Origin of the sequence: Streptomyces sp. NPDC050549, from assembly GCF_040655035.1 — a bacterium.
In the GTDB taxonomy this organism is placed as follows: Bacteria; Actinomycetota; Actinomycetes; order Streptomycetales; family Streptomycetaceae; genus Streptomyces.
This window is the reverse complement of record NZ_JBFAJD010000059.1, coordinates 16,485-39,275: the sequence shown is the minus strand read 5'-3', so window position 1 is coordinate 39,275 and position 22,791 is coordinate 16,485. Positions and strand designations below refer to the sequence as shown.

The 22,791-nt window shown below is 71.0% G+C and carries 19 protein-coding genes; 8 read left to right on the top strand and 11 right to left on the bottom strand.

Annotation, left to right across the window (positions count from 1 at the left end; genetic code table 11):
• Positions 1-88: 88 nt before the first annotated feature.
• A complete protein-coding gene (locus AB0I51_RS44505; RefSeq protein ID WP_362984571.1) occupies positions 89-1,027 on the bottom strand; it encodes a diiron oxygenase in 939 nt (312 codons plus the stop codon).
• Between the two features lie 137 nt (positions 1,028-1,164).
• Here AB0I51_RS44505 and AB0I51_RS44500 point away from each other — a divergent pair, with 137 nt between their 5' ends.
• A complete protein-coding gene (locus AB0I51_RS44500) occupies positions 1,165-2,025 on the top strand; it encodes a hypothetical protein (RefSeq protein WP_362984580.1) in 861 nt (286 codons plus the stop codon).
• Positions 2,022-2,900, top strand: coding sequence for an ADP-ribosylglycohydrolase family protein (locus AB0I51_RS44495; protein WP_362984569.1), 879 nt, complete (start codon positions 2,022-2,024; stop codon positions 2,898-2,900). Before AB0I51_RS44500 ends, AB0I51_RS44495 begins: the two co-directional genes overlap by 4 nt.
• Here the strand turns inward: AB0I51_RS44495 and AB0I51_RS44490 are convergent.
• The 7 genes from AB0I51_RS44490 to AB0I51_RS44460 form a co-directional block, all read right to left on the bottom strand.
• Positions 2,897-3,415, bottom strand: coding sequence for a DUF3291 domain-containing protein (locus AB0I51_RS44490; protein ID WP_362984567.1), 519 nt, complete (start codon positions 3,413-3,415; stop codon positions 2,897-2,899). The genes AB0I51_RS44495 and AB0I51_RS44490 overlap by 4 nt on opposite strands.
• A 45-nt stretch (positions 3,416-3,460) precedes the next feature.
• Entirely contained in the window at positions 3,461-4,921 is a 1,461-nt protein-coding gene (locus AB0I51_RS44485; protein WP_362984578.1) for a penicillin-binding transpeptidase domain-containing protein, read from the bottom strand.
• A gap of 8 nt (positions 4,922-4,929) precedes the next feature.
• On the bottom strand, positions 4,930-6,288 hold the full coding sequence (locus AB0I51_RS44480; protein ID WP_362984565.1) for an FtsW/RodA/SpoVE family cell cycle protein: 1,359 nt from the start codon (positions 6,286-6,288) through the stop codon (positions 4,930-4,932).
• Positions 6,289-6,349: 61 nt separating this feature from the next.
• The gene (locus AB0I51_RS44475; protein WP_362984563.1) at positions 6,350-6,859 is read right to left on the bottom strand and encodes an SH3 domain-containing protein; all 510 of its coding nucleotides are present in this window, start codon (positions 6,857-6,859) and stop codon (positions 6,350-6,352) included.
• A gap of 185 nt (positions 6,860-7,044) precedes the next feature.
• The gene (locus tag AB0I51_RS44470) at positions 7,045-8,214 is read right to left on the bottom strand and encodes a HAMP domain-containing sensor histidine kinase (RefSeq protein WP_362984576.1); all 1,170 of its coding nucleotides are present in this window, start codon (positions 8,212-8,214) and stop codon (positions 7,045-7,047) included.
• A gap of 65 nt (positions 8,215-8,279) precedes the next feature.
• Positions 8,280-9,002, bottom strand: coding sequence for a hypothetical protein (locus tag AB0I51_RS44465; RefSeq protein ID WP_362984561.1), 723 nt, complete (start codon positions 9,000-9,002; stop codon positions 8,280-8,282).
• A gap of 118 nt (positions 9,003-9,120) precedes the next feature.
• Positions 9,121-9,627 (bottom strand): dual specificity protein phosphatase family protein, encoded by a 507-nt coding sequence (locus AB0I51_RS44460; protein WP_362984559.1) that lies wholly within the window; start codon positions 9,625-9,627, stop codon positions 9,121-9,123.
• A gap of 96 nt (positions 9,628-9,723) precedes the next feature.
• Here AB0I51_RS44460 and AB0I51_RS44455 point away from each other — a divergent pair, with 96 nt between their 5' ends.
• Together AB0I51_RS44455 and AB0I51_RS44450 are read left to right on the top strand one after the other, a co-directional pair.
• Positions 9,724-10,527 carry a nuclease-related domain-containing protein gene (locus AB0I51_RS44455; RefSeq protein ID WP_362984557.1) on the top strand — a complete coding sequence of 268 codons (804 nt, stop codon included), beginning with the start codon at positions 9,724-9,726 and terminating at the stop codon, positions 10,525-10,527.
• Positions 10,528-10,561: 34 nt separating this feature from the next.
• Complete coding sequence (locus AB0I51_RS44450) at positions 10,562-11,404, top strand: DUF1963 domain-containing protein (protein ID WP_362984555.1); 843 nt, start codon at positions 10,562-10,564, stop codon at positions 11,402-11,404.
• 135 nt (positions 11,405-11,539) lie between these two features.
• Here the strand turns inward: AB0I51_RS44450 and ligD are convergent, their stop codons facing one another.
• On the bottom strand, positions 11,540-12,421 hold the full coding sequence (ligD, locus tag AB0I51_RS44445) for a non-homologous end-joining DNA ligase (protein WP_362984553.1): 882 nt from the start codon (positions 12,419-12,421) through the stop codon (positions 11,540-11,542).
• A gap of 101 nt (positions 12,422-12,522) precedes the next feature.
• Between ligD and AB0I51_RS44440 the strand changes: the two genes are divergently transcribed.
• Entirely contained in the window at positions 12,523-13,575 is a 1,053-nt protein-coding gene (locus AB0I51_RS44440; RefSeq protein ID WP_362984551.1) for a Ku protein, read from the top strand.
• Between the two features lie 31 nt (positions 13,576-13,606).
• Here AB0I51_RS44440 and AB0I51_RS44435 read toward each other — a convergent pair whose 3' ends face one another.
• On the bottom strand, positions 13,607-15,370 hold the full coding sequence (locus tag AB0I51_RS44435) for a beta-ketoacyl-[acyl-carrier-protein] synthase family protein (RefSeq protein WP_362984549.1): 1,764 nt from the start codon (positions 15,368-15,370) through the stop codon (positions 13,607-13,609).
• A 399-nt stretch (positions 15,371-15,769) separates the two neighbouring features.
• Between AB0I51_RS44435 and AB0I51_RS44430 the strand changes: the two genes are divergently transcribed.
• On the top strand, positions 15,770-18,151 hold the full coding sequence (locus tag AB0I51_RS44430) for an endonuclease/exonuclease/phosphatase family protein (protein WP_362984574.1): 2,382 nt from the start codon (positions 15,770-15,772) through the stop codon (positions 18,149-18,151).
• On the opposite strand, the gene AB0I51_RS44425 is transcribed toward AB0I51_RS44430, so the two are convergent.
• On the bottom strand, positions 18,069-19,472 hold the full coding sequence (locus AB0I51_RS44425) for an acyltransferase (protein WP_362984547.1): 1,404 nt from the start codon (positions 19,470-19,472) through the stop codon (positions 18,069-18,071). The genes AB0I51_RS44430 and AB0I51_RS44425 overlap by 83 nt on opposite strands.
• Positions 19,473-19,703: 231 nt before the next feature.
• Between AB0I51_RS44425 and AB0I51_RS44420 the strand changes: the two genes are divergently transcribed.
• Positions 19,704-21,359 (top strand): chitinase, encoded by a 1,656-nt coding sequence (locus AB0I51_RS44420; protein WP_362984545.1) that lies wholly within the window; start codon positions 19,704-19,706, stop codon positions 21,357-21,359.
• Between the two features lie 485 nt (positions 21,360-21,844).
• Entirely contained in the window at positions 21,845-22,429 is a 585-nt protein-coding gene (locus tag AB0I51_RS44415) for a lamin tail domain-containing protein (RefSeq protein ID WP_362984543.1), read from the top strand.
• The last annotated feature ends 362 nt before the right edge of the window (positions 22,430-22,791 follow it).

Sequence of the window (22,791 nt, the reverse complement as noted above, 5' to 3'; positions counted from 1 at the left end):
CCCGCGCCCCTGGAAGCGCCTGGACTGGTCCGGCCTTCAGGGGCGCGGGGAACTGCGCGACCGGCCCCCACCGGGCCGCGCTGTGAACTCAAGCCAGCAACCCCGAAGCCCTCCACAGCCGTCGCCCAACCCCCCGCAGCACACCGATGTCGTCCAAGAAGTCCGTCAGCTTCTTCGACCCCGACTGCATGACCTCCCGCCGATGCCCGCTCGCCCGCACCTGCTCCACCGCCTCCCGCCGGTCGAGCCCCACATTCGTGTACACCTCGGGATTCACGAAGGCGATCGAGAAGATCCGCGCGAACTCACCCGACGTGACCCGCGTGAACTCCTGGGACCATCGGGGCGCGGTCACCATCTGTCGCCTCAACTCCTCCCGCGCGTACCGGACATGGCGCGCCTCCTCCACCACATGGATACGTGTCACACCCCGCACCAACGGCTGCACCCGCTCGTCCGGAAAGGTCAACCTCTGCATCCAGTCGAGGACTTCCTCCCCGAGCAGCGTCGCGGTGAAGGAACCGGGCGTGGTGGAGACCGTCTTGAACAGCCGCCCCAGGTTCTGGTGGGCCCGGCTCACCGGATACCAGGGTGCGTCCCCGCGGGAGATCAGCCGCGCGAACATCTTCGAGTGCCGGCACTCGTCCTCGATCTCGGTGAGCGCGTAGCGCACATGCGCACTCGTCGCCGCCTTGTCGTAGATGTGCCGGACGAGCAGCTGCATCAGGATCAGCTCGAACCAGATGCCGAGGGAGGCGAGCGCCGCGGCCTCGTGCTGCGAGAGCAGGATCCGCTGCTCCTCGCCCATCCGCCGCCACAGCGGGGTGTCGTAAAGCGACACCAGTTCCGGCGGCCAGAACCACTTGCCCTCCTCGAAGGGCGCGTCCCAGTCGAGTTCCTTGTCGGGGTCGAAGGAGTGCCTGGCGGAGGAGGCGAGCAGCCGTTCGGCCACCTGCTCGCGGTCCTTGAGCAGGCCGAGCGCGTCGCGCAGCCCGTCGACCGCGTCGGCTTCGGTCAGGGTCGTCATGGTTCTCCCACCTCGCAGGTCGGTGTGTTACCCGGGGTCACATCCTCCGTGGTCTTATGAGACTGCTTGTCAGCAAGCTCGTCAATCCCTCCGTCCGCAAGTTCTGCATGTCCCGCATGTACGGTGCTGACGTGTCCATGCCTCCGCCGCAGCAGCAGCCGCCGTATCCCCAACAGCCCCACCCCCAGCAGCCGTACCCGCAGCAGAACCCCCAACAGCCGTACCCCCCACAGCAGTTCGGACCGCCGCAGCCGCCCTACGGCCAGCCTGCCTATGGTCAACAGCCCTACGCCCAGGCCCCGTACGGCGCGCAGCAGCCCTACGGCTGGAGTGCCCCTCCGCCCGCGTTCCCGCCGCCCCCGAAGAAGCGCGGCACCGGGTTCGTGCTGGGGATCGTCGGTGGGGCGCTCGGTGTGGCGGTGGTGATCCTCATGGCCGTCGTGCTGACGGTCGGAGGCCGGTCCGCCACCGGGTTCCCCGAGGCGGACTTCGTGCTGACGCTGCCCAGGACGCTGGTCGACGGCCGCTTCGAACTCGCCGACGACCTCTCCGACACCGAGGGGCAGAAGATCGAGCAGGAGGCGGACGGCGCCTGGGACGCCGAGGGCACCGTGGGTGTCGTCGGCACCTACGCCCTGAACGGCGACGCGACCAAGGGCACGCTGGCGGTGTCGGGGATGTACGGCCGGTTCAAGAACACGGACGAGGCCCGCGAGGGCATGCTGAAGGGTGCCGGTGAGGCCGACGGGGTGACCGTGGCCGTACCGCGCAAGGACTTCGTCGAGGGCGGCGTCACGGTCTCCTGCGAGGTGCTCAGCCAGCAGAAGCTCAGCGTCACCGTCACCTATCCGACCTGCGCCTGGGCCGACGGCAACACCGCCGCCGCCGTCGCCTGGACCACTGCGGCGACCCTCGCCCAGGACCCCTCGGACGTCGACCTGGCCTTCTCCGCGAAGATGACCCTCCAGGTCCGCTCGGAGACGAGGAAGGCCAAGTGACCCCGGCCCGCCGCAGTCTGGAGGGGCTCGCCCTCGGAGACGCGTTCGGCGAGCGCTGGTTCCCGCTCTTCCGCGAACCCCGTCGGGCCTACGACGAGATCCGCGCCCGGCGCACCCCGGAGGAACCGGAGTGGCACTGGACGGACGACACGGCGATGGCCCTCGGCATCCTCCGGGTGCTCGACGAGCACGGCGAGATCCGACAGGAGCCCCTCGCCCGGGCCTTCGCGCTCGGTTACGACGTCGATCCGGCCCGCGGATACGGCCACGGTATGCACCAGTTGCTGCCCCTGCTGCTCCAGGAGCCGCACCGCTGGCGGGAGTTGGCGCGCGAACTGTTCGACGGCCAGGGCAGCCTCGGCAACGGCGCCGCGATGCGTGCCGCTCCGCTGGGCGCGTGGTTCCACGACGACCTCGACCGCGTCGTCACGCAGGCGACCCTGTCCGCCGAGGTCACCCACGCCCACCCGGAGGGCATCGCGGGCGCGGTCGCGGTGGCCGTCGCCGCCGCGCTCTCCGTACGGCGCGAGCTGACCCTGGAGGCGGTTGCGGCGCGGACGCCCGACAGCGCCGTGCGGGAAGGTCTGGTGCGGGCCCTCGAAGTGCCCTTCGCCACCGAGCCGTGGCGGGCCTCCGACCTCCTCGGCAACGGTCAGCGCATCCGCGCGGACGACACCGTCCCCTTCGCCGTCTGGTCGGCCGCCCGGCACCCGGACGATCTGACCTCAGCCCTGTGGACCACCGCGGAGGGCTTCGGTGACGTCGACACGACCTGTGCCGTCACCGGCGGCATCGTGGCCGCCCGGACGGGGCTCGACGGCGTGCCGCAGGACTGGCTGCGGCGCCGCGAGCCCCTGCCCGGCCCCGGGATCTAGACCGAACAGCCCAGACCCTCAGGGATGTTGACCGGCCCCGTCGGCTCCGCGCCCTGGGGCGGGAACGACGTCCGCAGGGTGAACGCGTAGGGGGTCGGGCCGTGGGCGCGGAGGTGCAGGAGTCGTTCCTCAGCCTCCGCCACTGTCGGGCGGTGGCCCGCCGGGACCCACCACAGGGCCGTCATCGCCTCCCGCATCCGCTCGAACCACTCGCGGCGGCGGGCCAGCAACTCCCGGTGCTGCCCTTGGTACATGAACGCGGTCAGGGTGTTGGTGTCGCGCCACACCGACATGTTGATGATCAGCCAGTCGTCGCCGAGGACGGGGACGTCGGTCGCGTTGCCGGAGTCGGACTGGAGGCGCCACACGAAGCCCTCGGCCGCGTCGGCGACGGCATTCACGGGGTCGAGGGCGTCCACGAAGTCCTTCAACTCCGGAGAGTCCAGCGGGAATTGGAGTCGGCCGATGTTGACCTGGGCGAGTTCGTACGCGGGTACTGTCAACGGCTCAGTCATGAACCGAACGATAGGTCGGGCGCCTGTACCGTGACATCCCCCGTCTCACAGGCCGAGCACCGCCTCCATCACCGCCTTCGCGATCGGCGCCGCGTCCCCGCCCCCGCTGATGTCCGAGCGGTCCGCCGACGCGTCCTCCACCACCACCGCGACCGCCACCTTCGGCTCCATGTCCCGCTCGCCCTGTGCCCAGGACACGAACCAGGCATACGGCGTACCGGAGTTGCCGATGCCGTGCTGCGCGGTGCCGGTCTTGCCGCCGACGGTCGCGCCGGGGATCGCCGCGTTCGTGCCGGTGCCCTCCGTGACCACGTCTTCCATGAGTTCCTTCATCTGTACGGCCGTTGCGGGGTGCATGGCCTGGCGGACGGGGCGGGACGATCCGGCCGCCGAGACCGTCTCGCCGCCCCGCCTCGTCGTGCGCTCCACGAGGTACGGCTGCCGCAGCTGCCCGCCGTTCGCGACCGCCGCCGCGACCATCGCCATCTGCAACGGCGTGGCCCGCGTGTTGTACTGGCCGATCGACGACAGCGCCAACTGGGCCTTGTCCACCGAGGCGTCGAAGGTGCTGGGGGAGACCGCGAACGGGATCCGCACACCGGTGTCGTTGAAACCGAACGCCTCCGCAGTGCCGCTCATGTTCCGCACGCCGACATCCACGCCCAGCTTCGCGAACACCGTGTTGCACGACCACTCGAAGGCGGAGCGCAGCGGCGCGTCCGCGCAGCCGTCGCCCTCGTTCGTGAGCGTCGTCGAGGTGCCGGGGAGCGTAAACGGGTCGGGGGACCTCGTCGCCGCGTCCAGGTCCGTGACCACGCCCGCGTCCAGCGCCGCCGCCGCGGTGACCACCTTGAACGTCGAACCCGGCGGATAGGTCTGCCGTACCGCCCGGTTGAGCATCGGCTTGTCCGGGTCGGCGTTCAGACGGGCCCAACTGCGGTTCGCGGTACGGCCGTTGCCCGACAGGGTGCCGGGGTCGTAGGACGGGGTCGAGACCAGGGCCAGGACGCGGCCCGTCGACGGTTCGATCGCGGCGACCGCGCCCGTGCGCGTGCCGAGTCCGTCGTAGGCCGCCTTCTGCGCGGCCGGGTCGAGGGTGGTCACGACGTTGCCGCCCGGGTTCTGCGCGCGGGTCAGGTCGTTCCACAGGGGGAACGGCGAGAGCATCTCGTCGGTGCCGGAGAGGATGCCGTCCTCGGAGTGCTCCAGGAATGTCGTGCCGTACTCCTGCGAGGCGAAGCCGGTCACCGGCGCGTACAACGGGCCCTCCCGGTACGTCCGTTCGTAGCGGAGCTGTTCGCCGGAGTCCCGGGAGCCGGTGATCGGCCTGCCGCCGACGAGGATGGCGCCGCGCGGCTGGTCGTAACGGGCGATGGTCTGGCGGCGGTTGGCGGGATTGTCGTCGTAGGGCCGGGACCGGAAGACCTGGATACGGGTGGCGTTCACCAGCAGGGCGAGCAGGAGCAGGGTGCAGAAGGCCGCCGCGAGGCGGATGTGCCGGGTCATGGCGTCGGTCACGCTGCCACCTCCATGTCGTACTGCCGGCGGGCCGAGTCGCTGACCCGGATCAGCAGGGCCACGATCGCCCAGTTGGTGACGACCGAGGAGCCGCCCTGGGCGAGGAACGGCATCGCCATGCCGGTGAGCGGGATCAGTCCGGTCACCCCGCCCGCGATCACGAACACCTGGAGCGCGACGATCGAGGCGAGGCCGACCGCGAGCAGCCGGCCGAAGGGGTCACGCAGCGCGAGGCCGGCCCGGTAGCCGCGCTCCACCAGCAGGCCATAGAGGATGAAGATCGCGGAGAGACCGGCCAGGCCCAGTTCCTCGCCCGCCGTGGCCAGGATGAAGTCCGACTTCGCGGCGAAGCCGATCAGGATCGAGTGGCCGAGGCCGAGGCCCGTGCCGAGCATCCCGCCGGCCGCGAACGCGAAGAGGGACTGGGCGAGTTGGTTCGGTCCCTGGCCCGCGTCGATCGACGCGAAGGGGTGCAGCCAGTCGAGGACGCGGCTGTGGACGTGCGGTTCGAGCCGGCCGACCGCGACCGCGCCGAGGGCCGCGAGCAGCAGGCCGACCGCGATCCAGCCGGTGCGGCCGGTGGCGACGTAGAGGAGGGTCACGAACAGGCCGAAGAAGAGGAGCGAGGTGCCCAGGTCGCGTTCCAGGATCAGCACGCCCACGCTCAGCAGCCAGATCGCGACGATCGGACCGAGGACGCGGCCGGTGGGGAGCTGGAGGCGCCAGACCCGGCGGCCGGCGTAGGCGAGCGCGTTGCGGTTGGCCGCCAGGTATGCGGCGAAGAAGATCGCGAGCAGTACCTTCGCGAACTCGCCCGGCTGGATGGAGAATCCGGCGATCCGGATCCAGATCCGGGCGCCGTTCACGGCCGGGAAGAACACCGGGAGGGTGAGCAGCGCGAGCGCGGCGGCCACACAGACGTACGCGTAGCGCTGGAGCACGCGGTGGTCCCGTAGGGCGACGACCACGACGATGAAGAGGGTCACGCCCAGGGTGGACCACACGAGTTGGGTGGGCGCCGCCCGGTCGCCCGGGGTCTCCAGGTCGAGCCGGTAGATCAGGACCAGGCCGAGGCCGTTGAGGAGCACCCCGATCGGGAGCAGGAGCGGGTCGGCGTACGGAGCCCGCAGGCGCACCGCCACATGCGCCAGCAGGGCGAGCACGCCGAGCCCGGCGCCGTAGCCGGCGGCGCCGGGCGGGACCGTGCCGCTCTTGGCCAGACCGACAGCGCAGTAGCCGTACACCGAGAGGAGTACGGCTACGACGATGAGGGTGAGTTCGATGCCACGGCGCCGGGGGAGGCGTACAGCGGGTGTGGGAAGGTCCGCCGTGACGGTGGTTCCGGCGTTGGTCATGTCCGGAACTTACCCAAATGGGACGTGTTGTGTGCCTTGGGTGGTGAGTGTGTCTCGTCCGTCAGCACCAGCGGGGGGCCGGGCCGATGTTGTCGATGTAGCGCGCCGAACCCCAGGCCCAGGTGCCGTCCGTGAGCAGGTACCAGAGGTGGTTGCCCTGGACGTTGGAGCCGCGGGTCTTGCAGAAGATCGAGACGTGCTCGCCGCGGTGTGCGTACCGGATGATCCTGCTGCCGCGGTCCGGCCGGGAACGCAGGGCCAGTTCGCTCGCGGTCACGACGCCCCGGTACAGGCGCGGGTTGTCGTGGTGGTCGCCGTTCTGGTTGTAGTCGCCACGGCCGTCGTCGTCACCGCGGCCGTTGTCGTCGCCCTGCTGGTTGTGGTCGCCGCGCCCGTCGGAGTCCTCGTCGCCGCGCTGGTTCCAGCCGTCGTCGTCCTGGGAGCTGCTGACGCTCTGGTCTTGGTCGCCCCATTCGTCGTCGGCCACGGCGGGCGTGACGGCCGCGGCGGTGACGAGCGCGCCGGCCGCGACCGCTATACCGATACGACGGATAGAGAGGCTGAGGGACATGGGGGTACCTCCAGGAATGGGGCGAAGCTGACTAATCGCCACATTAGGGGGAGCGGGGCGGGCGTGGCTTGTCACGTTGGTCCACACGAGCGCGCCCTCCAGGGGCGCGGGGCTGTGTCGATATACGGCTCTGCCGCGTGGGCGCGATCACCCCCCACCGGCCCGCGCCCGACAAACAACCACTCTCATCGCAACGTCAACGTGGCCAACGCCCCGCCGTCCTCCACGTTCGCGAACACCAACCGCGCCCCCAACACCTCCGCCTGCCCCAGCGCGATGGTCAACCCCAGCCCGTGCCCGGTCGCACCGCCCTCCGTCCGAAACCGCTGCGGTCCGTGCTCCAGGAGATAGCCCGGGTACCCGTCCCCGTGATCCCGCACGGTCACCACCGCCCCGTCCACGGTCACCACCACCGGCCCCCGCCCGTGCCGGTGCGCGTTGGCGACCAGATTCCCGAGGACCCGCTCAAGCCGCCGCCGGTCCGTCTCCACCCACTCGTCCCGTACGACGACGACCTCCGTGTCGGTCCCCGACGCCTGTACCACCCGCCCGGCCACCGCCCCCAACTGCTCGGTGCCCAGCTCCAGTTTCTCCCGCCGGGTGTCGAGCCGGGAGATCTCCAACAGGTCCTCGGTGAGCGTGCGCAACGCGGCCACCCGGTCCCGCACCAGCTCGGTCGGCCGCCCCGGCGGCAGCAGTTCGGCCGCCGCGTGCAGCCCGGTCAGCGGGGTGCGCAGCTCGTGCGCCACATCCGCCGTGAACCGCTGTTCGGTCAGCAGTTTCCCCTGCAGCGAGGAGGCCATCGTGTCGAGCGCGGCGGCCACCGCGGCCACCTCGTCCTGCGGCCGGGTCGCGTCCTTCGTACGGGGGTCGTCGACCCGCGCGTCCAGGTCGCCGGCGCTGATCCGCCGGGCCACCTGCGCGGTGCCGTGCAGCCGCCGGCTCACCCGGGTCACCGCGAACGCGCCGACCAGCAGCGTCGCCCCGATCGCCAGCGCCGAGGACCACACGATCGCCCGGTCGAGCCCGGCGATGGTGTCCGAGCCCTGCGAGTAGTCGACCGCCACGGCCAGCACCCGCCCGCCGTCGGCCGGTCCCGCCGCCCACATCGTCGGGCGCCCCCGGCGCTTGCCGAGCATCGTGCCCCGGTCGCCGCCCACGGCCAGCCGCCGCAGCGGCACGGGCAGGCTCGCGGGATCGACGCCGGCGCCGTGCAGGAGCGAGTCCCCGGCCTCGTACTGCGATGTCGCCGTCCGCAGCCGCGACAGCGCCAGTTGGCGGGCCTGGCCCACGGTCCGGTCGGTCACCGACACATGCACGAGCACGCCGAGCAGGGCGGCCAGCGCGCAGCACATCACCGTGATGAACACGGCGGACTTGAATGCCAGGGTCCCGGCCCACCGGGGCAGCGCGAGCCCCGTCACGAGGTCGCCGAGGGCAGGGGCGTGGGCGTCGCGCGGCGGACCCCGTGCTTGCGGCTGCCCGTGCGCAGGAACTCGTCGTGGGTCAGCAGCATCGCCTTCTGTTCGGCGTCCCAGGTCCACTGCACGCGGTACTCGTACCCCGCCAGCTCCGAGGGCGAGCGGATGATCACCGAACGCCCGGCCAGCTCGACCCCGCTCACCGCGTCGTCGTTGGCCATGACCTGAACCAGCCGGTGCTTCTCGACGGTGTAGACCCGCACGGCCGTCATCTTCGTGGGCAGCAGCCGGAAGCCGAGGGTCAGGTCGTCGTGTCCGTCGCCGGTGAGGTCGCGGTAGTACGGCTTGAGGACGGGGCACTTGCTCCGGTCCCGGCCGCTCCCGCAGTCGCCGATCCGCTCGTCGGTTCCCCGGTACGGCGCCTTGGAACCGTCGTAGTCGTCCGGGTTGGCGGCGATCTCGGCCCGTACGACGGCGATCGGGTCCACCTTGCGGATGTCGTCCCCGGGGACGGTGACGCCGTTCACGATCTCGGTGTCCGCCTCGTCGAAGTCGTAGGCGGGGGAGGCGGCGGGCGACAGACTCGGCCAGAGCTTGGCGGGGCTGGTCGCCGTAGGGGTCGCGCCCACGCCGCGCAGCGCGCCGGTGTCACCGCAGGCCGCCGCGGTCGCGAACAGCAGGGCGACGACGGCGGTGGTGCGGAGGGGGCGACGGAACGGCACTGTTCTCCTGGAGAGGCACTGGTGTAGGACCTGTACACCCTATTCGTACGGAAGTCCTCTTTGTTCACGCTCTTGAGTGGTTTGGGTGAAACGATTACTCGGCTGCTCGGTGGGTGGGCTACTCGGCCAGCTCCTCCAGCAGCCGGGCCGTGGACAGTCCCGCCCGCAGATACTCCACGAACAGTTCGTTGTGCAGCGCCCACGGCGAGCGGCGGGCGCGGATCAGCCGTATCGCCTCCTCGGTGGAGTACCCGCGCCGGACCAGCGCGTGCGCGACGACAAGTCCCGACCTGTTGTAGCCGTGATAGCAGCGGACGAGGACCTTCCGCCCGTCGTCCAGCGCGTCGCACGCGGCCCGGGCCAGCCGCATCACGCCCGCGAGCTGCGTCCCGTCCAGCGGCCCGTCCGGAATCGGCCACACATGGTGCTCGATGCCGGAGTCGGGCCCGTGGCCCGGCAGCCGCAGCAGCGTCTGTACGAGATCGAACTCGTCCCGCACCACCGCGAACTCCCGTTGCCCCGAGCGCCCTCTGAACTCGTGCCCGCCCATCCACAGACCGGTGACGATCTCGCTCCACGGAGTGTCCGGAGCGGGTACGTCGGGTTGCTTCCTGCGCGTCCGCAACGGCGCCTCCCCAAGCCCCAGCGACTGACCCAAAGGTAACCGGGTTCTTGCCCCTTGAGCACCCCGCCTGTTCCCATGGTCGAGGGGTGATGGCGCATGAGTGGACTACGCGTCGTACCGACCTGGCGCCATGGTCAGGAACGGCTGTACGTCTGTCACACGGACGGAAGGAACGTCGCCTGGTACGACCGGGAGGCGGCCCGGATCAACCTGCTGAGCGAGGACCGCAGAGAGGACGTGCTGCACGCCCTCGGTCCCTTCCTCACCGGACCGGTCACGATCGGCCCGCCGCCGGTGCCGACGCCCGCGGAACTCGCGCGGCTCTCCCTCCACCCCGACGACGACCTGGCACCCAACCGCCCCGGCGAGGCGCTCCACCTGGCTCTCGACCGTGACCCGGGCCCCCAGCACCGGCTCCGCCCCGACCAGCGCCGCCGCGCCCTGACCGCCGAACAGGCCGTCGGCGAGACCCTGGACGCTCTCGACGGCGCGGGCTGGCACGCCCTCCACTCGATCCCGCTGCCCGGCGGCGACCGTCTCCACCACCTGGTGATCGGACCCGGCGGCCTCTTCGCCGTACACACCCTGTACGCCCGTAAACAACGGGTCCGGATCGCCGACCCCATGGTCACCCTGGGCCGCCGCGACCCGCTCCCGCTCCTCCGCCGAGTCCGCTCCGACGCCGACCGAGCGTCCTACGCCCTCACCGCCGAGGTCCGCCCGATCCTCGCCCTGACCGACCCGACCGACATCACGGTGACGACCGCGCTCCGCGAGGTCCGCGTACTCCAGGACACGGAACTGCCCGGACTGGCAAGGACGGGCGGGGTGTTGAAGCCGGCGGACGTGGAGGCACTGCACGCGATGGCCCGGGACCGGCATACGTGGGGGAAGGTGTGACGGGGCTGTCAGTGCTGTCCTCTACGGTCTGCGCATGACCCCTGAGACGTGGGACCGGTTACGCCCGTTCCGTGACGAGGCGAGCGCACGCGACATACCCGCCGACGACGTGGAGCGCTGGCTGGACACGGCCCGCCCCTGCGTGACCCTGACGCGGACGGAGGAGGGGGGCCAGCAGGAAGACGGCCCGGTCGTGGGCAGGTTCGGCGGTCCGCTCCTGCTTCCGCCCGATGTTCCGGACCCCGCCCACCCCTTCGTCGCCTCCATCGACCTAGCGGCCCTGCCCGCCGACACGACGGACCTGCCCCTCCCCCATGACGGCCACCTGCTGTTGTTCGCCTTCCCCGAGACCGCCGACGACTACGAAACACAGGGCAGCGCGGTCTACGTCCCCGTCGGCGCGGCCGTGACGGAACGGGACCCGAACGCCTGGAACACCTTCGACTTCGAGGACGAGGAGGCGATGTTCCAGGCGTTCCCCCAGGGCCCGTTGAGGGCGACGGCCGGAGTGTCGTTGCCGTACCACCAGGCGGTCGAGTTCACTCGCGCGGAGGAACTCGTCCAGGTCTGGAGCAGCACCCAGGACGCCATCACCCCCCAAGCCCCCCTCCAACTCGGGGGCTACGCCTGGGAGGAGGCCGTCCACACCGACCCGGTCGCCGTCGCCGCGCACCGCGCCGGAAAGGCGGCGGAAGCGGGCCGATGGCCAGGCCCGGTCTCGCCCGACGTCTCGGACTGGCTCCTCCTGGCCGACTGGCAGGCAGGCATGGACGTGGAGGGCTGGGAGAGCGCGTCCGTCCACTGGGCGATCGAACGCGATGACCTTGCCGCGGGACGCTTCGACCGGGCGTTCACCTCGGTGTTCTGGAACCCCTGAGGGCTGGTCGGTATTCAGCCCGTCCGGCATTCAGCCCGTCCGGCGTTTGAGGACGAGGCCTCTTCGGGGCCGAAGCGGGGGTCTGGGGGCGGCAGCCCCCCGGGACGGGACGGGCAGGGGCGGCGGGGGCGGGCATCAAGGCACAGCCCCTACCGGCCCCCCATCGACCAACGGCGCAAGCAGATCCCCGTACTCCCGCAGCCGTACCCCCATGTCCGTCGCGAGAAAGGTCAGTTGGCGCACGGACCGGCACGCCTCCACCTCCTCCCACGTCACCGGCGCCGACACACTCGGCTCGGCGCGCGCCCGCAGGGTGTACGGCGTCGCCGTCGTCTTGCGGGCGGCGTTCTGGCTCCAGTCGACGAACACCTTCCCCGGCCGCAGACTCCGCGTCATCCGATGCACGACGAGCCGGGGCATGGCCTTCTCCGCCTCCACGGCCAGCGACTTCGCGTACTCGACGGCCCGCTCCGACGGCACCGGCTCCACCCCCGCCAGCAGATGCAGCCCCTTGGCCCCGGACGTCTTGGCGTACGCCTCGATCCCGTCCGCCGCCAGCCGCTCCCGCAGCCACACCGCGACCTCGCAGCACTGCACCACCGTCGCCGGTGCCCCCGGGTCGAGGTCGAAGACCAGCCGATCGGCGGAGCCCGGCGCCCCGATCACCCACTGCGGGGTGTGGAACTCGGTGACGAGGTTCGCCGCCCACATGAGGGACGCCAGGTTCTGCACCAGCACCATCCGGGCCGGCCCCTCCGACCGCGGCACCTCGGCGGTGGTGACCCAGTCGGGCGTACCGGGCGGCACGTTCTTGGCGAAGAACACCTGACCGTCCGGCCCGTCCGGATACCGCAGGAAGGACAGCGGCCGGTCCCGCAGATGGGGCAGCAGGGCCTCGGCGGTCGTGGCGTAGTAGTGCAGGACCTCGCCCTTGGTGAAGCCGTCCGCCGGGTACAGCACCTTCTCCAGGTTGCTGAGCGCGAGCCTTCGCCCCTCCACCTCTGTGATCGGCGTCATACGATGAGAATCCCACGGAAACGGGACGAACCGGACGTGGGTCGAGTGTGGGCCGGACGCGGACCGGACGCGGACCGGATGTGAGCCGGAACGGAAGGCGGGTGCGGCAGGTGCGATCCATATGGAACGGCGCCATCTCCTTCGGCCTGGTCAGCATCCCGATCAAGCTGGTGAACGCGACCGAGAGCCACTCCGTCTCCTTCCGCCAGATCCACACCGAGGACGGCGGCCGCATCCGCTACCGCAAGGTCTGCGAACTGGAGGACCGCGAGGTCACCCAGGCCGAGATCGGCAAGGCGTACGAGGACGCGGACGGCACGATGATCCCGATCACGGACGAGGACCTGGCCCAGCTGCCGATCCCCACGGCCAGGACGATCGAGATCGTCGCCTTCGTGCCGGCCGACCGGATCGATCCTCTCCAGATGGACGCGGCCTACTACCTCTCCGCCAACGGTGTCCCCGCGGCCAAGCCGTACACACTGCTCCGCGAGGCGCTCAAGCGCAGCCAGAAAGTGGCCATCGCGAAGTACGCGCTGCGCGGCCGGGAACGCCTCGGCATGCTGCGCGTGGTCGACGACGTGATCGCCATGCACGGGCTGCTCTGGCCGGACGAGATCCGCGCCCCCGAGGGCGTCGCCCCCGACACGAGCGTCACCGTCCGCGACAAGGAACTCGACCTCGCGGACGCCCTGATGGACACGCTGGGCGAGGTCGACCTCGCCGACCTCCACGACGACTACCGCGAGGCCGTGGAGGAGATGATCACCGCCAAGGCCACCGGCGAACAGCCCGCCGACACCCCGGCACCGGCCCGCAGCGGCAAGGTCCTCGACCTCATGGCGGCCCTGGAGAAGAGCGTCCGCGAGGCGCAGGAGTCGCGCGGCGAGGAGCCGGCCGGTGCGCGGGCGGCGGCGAAGGCCGAGGTCACATCCATCTCCTCGCGAGCGACCCCGAAGCAGACCACCGGCAAGAAGTCGACCTCCACGGCGAAGAAGACGGCGGCGAAGAAGACTGCGGCGAAGAAGACGACGACCACGAAGGCGTCGGCCTCAGGATCCGCGAAGAAATCGACGCAGACGCAGGCGGCGAAGAAGACCGCCGCGAAGAAGACCCCGGCGAAGAAGGCGACTCCCCGCAAGCGAACCGCCTGAGCCGCAGCCCGTCGCCGGTCCCCGCGCAGCGCTACCCCATCCGCCGGAGCGCAAGCACCGCGTTGTGCCCCCCGAACCCGAACGAATTGCTCAATGCGAGATCCCCGCCCGCCGGCACATCCCGCGGCACCCCCACCACCACGTCCAACCCCAGCGCGTCGTCCGGCTCCCCACTCCCCACGGTCGGCGGCACCACCCCGTGATGCAGCGTGAGCACGGTCGCCACGGCCTCGACCCCGCCGGCCGCCCCCTGCAGATGCCCGAGGTGCCCCTTGAGCGCGGTGACGGGCAAGGACCGCCGCCCGAACACGGCCCGCAGCGCCTCCGCCTCCGCGAGATCGCCCTCCACCGTCGCCGTGGCATGAGCGTTCACATGGACGACGTCCACGACATGCCCGCCCGCGTCCCGCACCGCCCGCCGCACGGCGAGCGCGACCCCGGCACCCGAGGGGTCCGGCGCCGCCATGTGGTACGCGTCGGCGGACAGCCCCCACCCGGCGGCCTCGCAGTAGATCCGCGCCCCACGCGCGCGTGCGTGCTCCTCGGCCTCCAGGACGAGCACCCCCGCACCTTCTCCGTTCACGAACCCGTCCCGGTCCTTCCCGAACGGCCGTGACGGAGACGAACCGTCCGCGGGCGCGTGTGTGGACAGGGCCCGCATCGCGGCGAACGACGCCATGATCGCCGGTGTGACGACCGCCTCGGCCCCGCCCGCGAGGGCGAGGTCGAGGCGGCCGTACCGTATGCGGTCGATGGCCGCCCCGATCGCCTCGGTGCCGGAGGCGCACGCGGCGGTGACCGTGCGGGCCTCGCCGGTGATGTGCAGGTCGAGGGAGACCTGGGACGCGGCCTGCGAGGGCACGGTCATGGGGGTGGTGAGCGGGGAGACGGCGCGCGGTCCCCTGTCGCGCAGCTTGCGGTCGCCGCCGACGAGCACGGCCGCGTCCCCGAGGATCGCCCCGAGGCTGACGCCGACCCGCTCGGGATCGAGCCCGCTCTCCCGGGTGCCGCCCGCCACGAACCCGGCGTCACCCCACGCCTCCCGCGCGGCGAGCACGGCGAACTGCGCGGCCCGGTTCATCCGCCGCGCCGCAGCGCGCGGCAGCAGCTCCGCCGGGTCGACGGGCACGGTCCCGGCCACTCGCACGGGCAGCTCCGCGAACTCCTCGCCGTCCAGTTCCCGGATCCCGTGCCGACCGTCGAGCAGTCCCCGCCACAGCTCGCCGACCCCGATCCCGAGCGGCGTGACGGCCCCGAGCCCGGTGACCACCACCCGCCGCGGCCCGCTCGCGGTCATCTCCCGCTCCGGCCGCGGACGATGCCGTACGACATACTCCGCACCGCCCCAGCCACGCACCTCGGCATCGGTCGCAACCTCGCGAGCCGCCCCGTCGAGATCCCGGTGCCACACACCCCAACGCCGCGCGTACGACACCTCGTCGGCGCGCGGATCGACGACCCGCAGGGTGGTCACCCGGTCGCCGTCGCGGAACTCGACCGCCGCGAGATCGTCGGAGTCGAGACGGGGGATCGCCCCGACGTCCATCCGGTGGCAGGCGACGGTGACGCGCAGGTTCCGGCCGAGCACCTCGTCCCGGTCGGTCCCGCCGAGCGGCGGACGCAGCGCCAGCCGGATCGTCTCCGGGGTCTCGGGCAGCGTGTGCATCACGACGTACCAGCAGTCGCGTTCGGCGTCGTCCTGGGTCAGGGCGATCAGATCGCCAGGGATGACTTCGGCGGCGCTCACCGGGTGAGGAGCGAACGGAATCTCCGGCGAATGGGGTGAATTGGACATAGCTCTACACGCTCCCTGTGCTCAGAACGGACTTATAGTGCGCGGAAAACCATCCAGAGTGAACCGGAGCAAACCGGAGAAAGCCACGGTTGAAAGGTGAACCTGTTATGGCCCGGGAGCTCGCAAGGTCGGGCGAAATAAGGGTAGTTGCCCGACTTGATCACGAGTCATATGTGTGGAACATCACTTTCGCGACCGCAGTCGCCGCCTCCGCGCCCACTTGTTCCCTGGATTTAACGCGAGGCTCTCTGGCAACTCCCTTTCTACGCGCGTAACTTGAGCCGACTCCCCACAGGCACCGGTATCGGCAGCTACACGAAGTACGAGGAGACCGCCAGCGTGTCCAGACCTGAAGGGCGCAGATCCCGCGCCCGCCGCACCGCCTGCTCGATCGTCTCGGTGGGCGCGGCGGGAGCGTTCGCCTTCACCGCCCTGCCCGCCGCGCACGCCGCTCCGTCGGCCTCGGCGGTGATCGCCGAGGTGTACGGCGGCGGAGGCAACTCGGGAGCCACCCTGACCCGGGACTTCGTGGAACTCGCCAACGCCGGTTCCACGGCCTACGACCTGTCGGGCCACAGCGTGCAGTACCTGCCCGGTACGCCCTCCGCCGGCTCCGCCTGGCAGGTCACCGCCCTCACCGGCGCGATCGCCCCCGGCGCCCGCTACCTCGTCGGCGAGGGCACAGGCAGCGGCGGCACCACCGCGCTGCCGACCACCGACGCCACCGGCTCCATCGCCATGAGCGCCACCTCCGGCACGATCGCCCTGGTCTCCGGCACCACCGCACTGACCTGCAAGACCGCCGCGGACTGTGCGGCCGACCCGAGCATCGTCGACCTCACGGGCTACGGCACCGCGGTCGTCCGCGAGGGCAGCGGCCCGGCCACCGGCGCCTCCAACACCGCGGCCGTCGCGCGCGCCGACTCGCTCGCCGACACCGACGACAACGCGGCCGACTTCACCGCGGGCGCCCCGTCACCGGTCAACTCGGCGGGCCAGACGCCCGGTTCGGGCGACGGGGGCGGCGGTGACGGCGGCTCGCCGACCGACCCCGGCACGGTCCGCGTCCACGACCTCCAGGGCACGACCCGCCTCTCGCCGTACTCCGGCCAGACCGTCACCCGCGTCCCGGGCATCGTCACCGGCGTCCGCACCGGCGGCTCCCTCGGCTACTGGATCCAGGACCCGACGCCCGACGCCGACCCGCGCACCAGTGAGGCGGTCTTCGTCTACACCGGCTCGACCAAGCCCACGGTGGCGGTCGGCGACTCGGTCCTGGTCACGGGCAAGGTCAGCGAGTACTACCCCAGCAGCACCAGCCAGTCGAACACGGAGATCACCGGCCCGACGACCACGGTCCTCTCCAGCGGCAACGCGCTCCCGGACGCGGTGACCCTCGATGCCACCTCGGTCCCCGACGCCTACATCCCGACCGCGTCCGGCGGCAGCGTCGAGTCCCTCCCGCTCCAACCCACCGTCTACGCCCAGGACTTCTTCGAGTCCCTGGAGGGCATGCGGGTCACCTTCGCCGACGCCCGCGTGGTCGGCGCGAGCGACGCGTACGGTGAGCTGTGGGTCACGGTCAAGCCCGACGAGAACGCCACCGCCCGCGGCGGCACCCTGTACTCCTCCTACGACCGGCCCAACACCGGCCGTATCGAGGTCATGTCGCTCGACACCACCTCGACCCTCCCCGCCGCCAACGTCGGTGACGAACTGTCAGGCACGACCACCGGCCCCCTCGACTACTCCACCTACGGCGGCTACAACGTCCAGGCCACCCAGCTCGGCACCCTCGTCGACAACGGCCTGAAGCAGGAACTGACCCGCAGGCAGAAGAAGGACGAGCTGGCGGTCGCCACGTACAACGTGGAGAACCTGGACGCGCTCGACACCCAGGAGAAGTTCGACCGGCTCGCCGAGGGCGTCGCGGTCAACCTCAACTCGCCCGACATCGTGGCCCTGGAGGAGATCCAGGACGACAACGGCGCGACCAACGACGGAACGGTGTCGGCCGAGGCCACCCTCAAGCGCTTCACGGACGCGGTCCGCGCGGCCGGCGGCCCGGTCTACAAGTGGCGTTACATCTCCCCGACCAACGACGCGGACGGCGGCGAGCCCGGCGGCAACATCCGCCAGGTCTTCCTCTTCAACCCCAAGCGGGTCTCCTTCACCGACCACCCCGGCGGCGACGCGACCACAGCCACGAGCGTGGTGAAGACCCGCAAGGGCGTCGAACTCACCTACTCCCCGGGCCGGATCGACCCGACCGACGCGGCCTGGGAGGACAGCCGCAAGCCCCTGGTCGGCGAGTTCACCTTCCAGGGCGAGCAGGTCTTCGTGGTCGCCAACCACTTCATCTCCAAGGGCGGCGACCAGCCGATCCACGGCCGCTACCAGCCCCCGGCCCGCAGCTCGGAGACCCAGCGCGCGGCCCAGGCGGCCGAGGTCAACACCTTCGTCAAGTCCCTGCTCGCGGCGGACAAGAACGCCAAGGCGATCGTCCTCGGCGACCTGAACGACTACGAGTTCTCCCGGACGGTGACCACGCTGACGGCCGACAACGTCCTCAAGCCCCTGATCACCACTCTCCCCGCCGCCGAGCGCTACACCTACGTCTACGACGGCAACTCCCAGACCCTGGACCACATCCTGACCAGCCCCGCGGTGACGTCCTTCAACTACGACGTCGTGCACATCAACGCGGAGTTCGCGGACCAGGCGAGCGACCACGATCCGCAGATCGTCCGGATCGACCTCTCGAAGTGCCGTGAGCACTAAGGCTGTTGGGCAGTGACGGTGGGGCGGGACGGAGCACATCCTCCCGCCCCACCGCCATGACCAGCCCGACCCCCACCACCAGCCCCAGCGCGGGCAGCACCGGGAACCGCCCGTCGTACGCGAACCCGTGCCCGGCGAACCAGACCAGCGCACTCACACCCGCGGCCAGTCCGAGCCACAAGGCCCAGGCCCGGGGCGGGTGATCGCCCGGCCGCGTCCGCGCGTACACGAGCGCGAGCCCGCGCTCCAACGGCCGCAGCGCTCCCACGACCCCCACCAGCACGACCGTGAGCACGGCCAGCCAGGGGACCCGCAACGCCCACCAACTCCCCGACCCGTAAGCGGGTTCGGGTGCCAGACCGGTGAGGTAGAAGGCACCGGCGACGATCAGCACGGGCAGCATGTGCCAGAGGTAGAGCGTCATGCTGATGCCGCCCAACGGCCGTACCAGCCGCCAGAGTTGTGCGCGCTCCAGCGACCGGCGCAGTGCGGGCGCGAGCAGCAGTGCCAGCCCGGCCTGGCCAACTGCCCACGCCAGCATGGCCGCTGAGGGGGGATTGGTGTTGCTGGGGCTCTGCCCGGTGACGAGGATCAGGCTCACCGGGAAGGGCCCGAGGGCGACCAGCGCGGCGAAGGCGGCGGCACCGCCCGCGGCCATGAACGCGGGGAGGGCGGGTCGCTCGGCGAGGAGCCTGTCCCGCCAGCAGAAGCCCAGTTGATAGGCGACGCCCCACACGAGCACGTAGTTCAGCAGCCCGACACCGGGTGCGTGCACGGTGACCACCAATGCGTCGGCGACCAGGGCAACCGCCCCCATCACCACGGGCACGCGCAGTCCCCATCGCCGATGTGCCGCGTGCAGCACCGGAGTCGCCGCGCTGAGCAGCAGATACACCGGCAGGAACCAGAACTGCATGGCCATGGCCCACCCGACGAGCGCGAGGGTGCCGGGGTCCACGCCGGCGGCCGCGCAGACGGCCACGGCGGCCAGCACCAGCCCGCTGTACACCCCGGCGGGCAGGAGCAGCCGTAGCGCCCGCTGCCCCACCCATCCGGTCGCGGTACGGCCCTTTGTCCGCGCCCGCGCCCAGGAGCCGCCGGCCGCGTGTCCGCCGGCCAGGAAGAACAGGGGCATGATCTGGAAGCCCAGGGTGAGCCACTGGGTCCAGGGCACGGTCGCGAGCAACTCCGGCGCGCCGATCGCCCCGTTGGGCTCCCGCACCAGCCCGGTGATCAGCCAGTGCCCGAACACCACCAGCACGATCGCCCATGCCCGCAGGAAGTCGACGTACCGATCCCGGTCCCCGCTCAAGTCCCCCATGGCACGCCATGGTGCCGGGGGAGTACGGCAGTCGGGGCGGACCTGCGCTGTCCCGCAACCAATCCGTGCCCGTCATGACACCCGCGCCCGCCCCCGTTCCTCTTGACCGGCCCTTGCCTTGACTGGCCCCGGTCAACACTGCTTCCCTGGGCCCACGCATCGAATTGGTCTGCACCAATATCGATCAGGGATTGAATCGATTCACCCCCCACTCCTCCATGGAGGTCGCGCATGCGTACCCGATCGAGATCCCGTTCCCTGTCCCGTTCCCTCCCGCGCTCCTTCCTCTCCGCCGCGCTGCTGACCGGAGCCCTCGCGGCGGCCGGTCTCACCTCGGCGGCCCCGGCGTCGGCGGCCTCCGCCCCGAACGCCTGGCCCGCCCACGTCTTCGCCCCCTACTTCGACGCGGGCTCGGGAAACGTTTCCCTCACCGATGTGGCCAACAGCTACGGCACCAGGTTCTTCACCGCCGCGTTCGTCGACGGCCCCGGCTGCCAGTGGCAGGTACCGGGTCAGTCCGCCCTCCAGTCGCAGATCGACGGCATCCGCGGCCTGGGCGGTGACGTCTCCGTGTCCTTCGGCGGCTACACCTCCGACACCGCGCTCACCGAGATCGGCGACTCCTGTTCCAGCCCGGAGGCGGCGGCAGCGCAGATCGAGAGCGTCATCACCTCCTTCAACCTCTCGCACGTCGACTTCGACATCGAGTCGGCTTCCCTCACCAACTCCGCCGGCATCGACCGCCGCGACAAAGCCCTTGCCCAGGTGCGCACTTGGGCCGCCAACAACGGCCGCTCACTGTCGATCTCCGTCACCCTCCCCGCCCTCCCCGGCGGCCTCTCGGGCGACGGCGTGAACGTGTTGAACAACGCCCGCTCCAATGGCTTCACCCCGGACGTCGTCAACCTGATGACCATGGACTACGGCTCCTCGGGCATCGACATGGGCAACGCGGCCAACACGTCCGTGGACGCGGCGGCGAGCCAGGTCGCGAGCGCGTTCGGCATCTCCACCAGTGCCGCCTACGCCAAGCTCGGCAACACCCCGATGATCGGCCAGAACGACAGCCCCGGCGAGATCTTCACCCTCGACAACGCCCGCAGCGTCGAGTCCTTCGACGCCTCCCGGGGCATCGCCCTGACGTCGTACTGGTCGCAGAACCGCGACAACGGCGGCTGCGCGGGCTCGACTTCGGCCCAGAGCACGTGCAGCGGGGTCAGTCAGAACTCCGGTGACTTCGCGCGCATCTTCCAGGCGTTCACCTCCGGCAGCAGCAGTGGCGGAGGTGGCACAGGCTCAACTGCCCAGGTCCTGCCGGGGACTTGGGCCCAGTGCGCGAGCGAGAACGGCACCTGCGCGGTCAGCGGGACGACGGCCGTGGCCTACGGCGCGAGCGGCAGGTTCAACTACGCCACGGAGGCCGGCTCCACACCCTGCACCAACGCGGTCTTCGGCGACCCGATCTCCGGCACGGCCAAGTCCTGCTACGGCGAGACCGCCCCGCCCGCGACCGACGTCTGGACCTCCTGCGCCTCCGAGGGCGGCACCTGCGCCTTCTCCGGCGTGATGACGGTGGCCTACGGCGCCGGCAGCTCGTTCAGCTACGCGACGCTGCCCGGCGGCACCGCGTGCTCCAACGCCGTGTTCGGCGACCCGGCGTCCGGCACCGCGAAGTCCTGCTACCTCATCGGCGCACCGCCGTCCTTCGCCACGTGGACCAACTGCGCGGCGGAGAACGGGACGTGCAGCATCTCCGGCACCCGCGAGGTGGCGTACGGGGCGGCCGGACGGTACGTGTACCGGTCCGTCTCGGGCTCGACCGGGTGCAGCAACGCGGTCTTCGGCGACCCGGCACCGGGGACGGCGAAGACCTGCTCCTACCAATGACCGGGCCGACGTAGAACCGTCGCCGTCTCTCGTGGCACTCCAAGCGGGTTCCCGACAACGGCCGGACAGGTCTTCATTCCACACCTGGTAAGCGGCCGGCCCGCAGTCCAAGGACCCGGCCGCTTACAGGGTCCGGTGCACCCGGGAGTCCTTCAAGCAACGGGAATCGGCCGGAATCGGCCCTCTGCCCGTTACCCACTTTCGGGTGACGCCTCCGGCGGACCCGGGGTGGCGCACCCTGGCGATCACGGACCTCGGGTCAGTGTCCGCAGGAACTCGGGGCGTCAACCTGGTGCATCATGCGCATAAATGGACGGTACAGGCGACAATCACGGAAATACGACCGACTCGTAACACGATTCACGTATCGCTCATATCCTGTCGGCGCGGTGGAGAAGGTGTGGGTGTGCGGCCAACAGGCCGCCACCCGCACACCGCACAGCCCGAGGACCGGCCATTGCCGTATCCGGGGATGTGCCCGCACCATGCTGGGGGAACCCGTGACCTCTTCACCTTCCGTGTCCGTCCGCCGTCTGGCCGCAGCCGCGCTGGCTGCCGGTGCTCTCGTCGGCGCGGCGGCACTGCCGGCGACCGCGGCCGACCACGCGGTGCGGCCGAGCGTGGAGATCAGCCGCGTGCAGGCCGACTCGCCGGGACCGGACGACCGTTCCGCCCGTTCGCTGAACAACGAGTGGGTGGAGATCACCAACCACGACCGCCGCGGCGTCAACCTCGACGGCTGGAAGCTGTCGAACAAGGAAGGCCAGACCTACACTTTCCACCACTTCCGCCTCAGCGGCCACGCCACCGTCCGCGTCCACACCGGAAAGGGCCGCGACACCGCCCAGGACGTCTACCAGGACCGCCGCGACTACGCCTGGGACAACCGCTCCGACACCGCCACCCTCCGCAACGACCACCGCCGCGTCGTCGACGACAAGTCCTGGGGCGGCCGCAACGGGGGCGGTCACGAGGGCGGCGGCCACCACGGCGGCGGTCACGGTGGCGGGGGCCACAACGGGGGTGGCGGTCACGAGGGTGGCGGACACGGGGGCGGCGGCCACCGCTGACAGTCGCCGGCTCTATGGCGTCCGGCCAGTGACGTCGCGGTAGTGACCTGACGTGACACCCACGGCGCGCCGTCCCATCCAGGGGCGGGGCGCCGTGGGTGTCATCGGGTTGATCTGCCGACGCTGCGGGTGTGTCCACCTCTTCGTCAACTTCGTCAACTTCGGCGGCTTCGTTCCGGGAGCCTGGGCCCGCTCTGCGGCGAGTAAGAGGTCGCGCATATAGGCAGCGTTGAGGGCGTGTACTCCAACTGGGCTCAGATGATCACCGGTTACAGACCGTTGGGGGTGCAGCCCGGTTCCGTGGCACGGGCGTGGAGGTTGGCCAGTCCGCTGCCGCGCTTCGGCTCGACTTCGCCGTCGCT